This is a genomic window from Sporomusa sp. (genome assembly GCF_057736855.1).
This window is the reverse complement of record NZ_JBYKYF010000462.1, coordinates 1-1,665: the sequence shown is the minus strand read 5'-3', so window position 1 is coordinate 1,665 and position 1,665 is coordinate 1. Positions and strand designations below refer to the sequence as shown.

At 59.0% G+C, this 1,665-nt stretch carries 2 protein-coding genes and 1 pseudogene; all 3 read right to left on the bottom strand.

The window, feature by feature from the left end; genetic code table 11:
- Positions 1 to 273, bottom strand: a pseudogene (locus tag AC29Z1_RS17665) (menaquinone biosynthesis decarboxylase); the annotation flags it as partial.
- A gap of 37 nt (positions 274 to 310) precedes the next feature.
- Positions 311 to 817 carry a tripartite tricarboxylate transporter TctB family protein gene (locus AC29Z1_RS17660; RefSeq protein WP_488272746.1) on the bottom strand — a complete coding sequence of 169 codons (507 nt, stop codon included), beginning with the start codon at positions 815 to 817 and terminating at the stop codon, positions 311 to 313.
- Positions 814 to 1,665, bottom strand: an 852-nt coding sequence (locus AC29Z1_RS17655) for a tripartite tricarboxylate transporter permease (RefSeq protein ID WP_488272745.1), incomplete at its 5' end; no start/stop codon positions are given. The genes AC29Z1_RS17655 and AC29Z1_RS17660, both read right to left, overlap by 4 nt.

The following is a 1,665-nucleotide window of genomic DNA, read 5'->3' as shown; positions in this document are numbered from 1 at the left end:
CCCGGTGAGGACGTTGTCGCCGAACTCATCGATCCCCAGGGCCATCGCATAAACGCGGCGTGACGCGCCCAGCACGCCGGCGACCACGGGAGTTTTGAACCCCTTGACATTCTCGAAGAGAAGTGCGGGCCGGTCTTCTGATGGCAGCTTGGTAAAAGCCAGTCTGCACAGAGCGGCGATCTCCCAGTCCTTGTCCACTTCCTCCGAGACACGTTTGAGCAGCCCATTCTTCTCAAGGGCATCAATGTACTCTCTCAGGTCGTTGTATCTCAACTTCGTACCCCCCGATCAACCGTGTTACATGACATGGCTACATCCCGAGCAGAATACCGCAGTTCATTGGGACCTTCAAAAGTACTTCAAAAGCAATGTAAAGGCCGGCCCACACGGCAAACGCAAGACCCACTGATACCGCCAGGCTCTCGCGAAACCTGGTTCGTACCATCAAGAAGAGGAAAACCGGTATGGCCACGGTGAACCCCACAAGCCAGATGAGCGCTGCGAATCCAGCGATCCATCCGATTATCGAGAGTTCCGTGGCAAGCGTGACACTTCCCGCGGCCTCTCTGTGTTTCTCGCTAGCACTGGAGGATGTGCCGGCCCCCGAGGCCCCGCCCTCAGGCTTGACGACTGGTGCGGGTATCCTGCGTGAGACCCACACCTGCCGCATCTGGGCTAGCATAAGACCCAGGGTGGGCACGCCTATACAAAGCGGAGCCAATCTGGCCTGTGGCAGATACCCAACGCTGATGACCACGAACCCCACGAGCACGGCCACTACCACGAGCCCAAATGCATATTGCTCAGATGCCTTCATGCTGCCGCATGCCTCCTTCCAGCCACGATGCGCTGCACCGACGGACCGAACGCAAAGACAAGGATCGCTCCAAGGATGATGAGCGTTATCGGCCGGAAGATGAACCCGGGGCCGTAGATCTGCAGCGAAAGGTGAAAGTTGACCTCGGCGAGACCGCCCAGCACAAGCCCTATCATGAGAGGCGCGCGCGGGTACCCGAGTTTCTTCATCCAGTAACCAAACACGCCGAATACCAGCGCTACCAGCACATCGGCCACGTTGCCCGCTGTAGCGTAGGCACCAAGGAGTGATATTGCGATGATTGGGGGCGCAAGAAGCGATACCCTGACCGAACACAGCCTGACGAGCCAGCTCATCAGTGCCACGCCTATTAGCGAGGCGATGATATTCGCGAATACCACACCCCATGCCATCTGGAACACGAGGTCAAGGTGCTCTTTGAGCATTTCAGGTCCCGGAACAAGCCCGTGCAGCATGAAAGCGCCAAGGAGCACAACGCACATCTCACTCCCCGGGATCCCGAAGGCCACCGTTGGGACCAGCGCTCCACCGAAACTGGCGTTATTCGCGGACTCAGGAGCGATCACGCCTTCAGGCACCCCGGTCCCGAATCTCTCCGGGTGCCTGGACGTCTGTACCGCATGGCTGTATGCGATGACGTTCGCAGTCCCGCCGCCAATGCCGGGAATGATGCCGATTACGGTGCCGATGATGCTGGATCGCAGGAACAGCCACCAGTGCCTGAATACGTCCTTCATGCCCTCCAACACGCCGCCGGGCTTCTGGACGACGCCCTCGGAGGTGATGGTGTGCCCCTCAACCATGAGCGATATCATCTCGGCGATGGC

What these genes read in the sequence shown, in the direction of transcription:
- AC29Z1_RS17660 (WP_488272746.1), bottom strand. Translation starts at nt 817, where the DNA reads ATGAAGGCATCTGAGCAATATGCATTTGGGCTCGTGGTAGTGGCCGTG.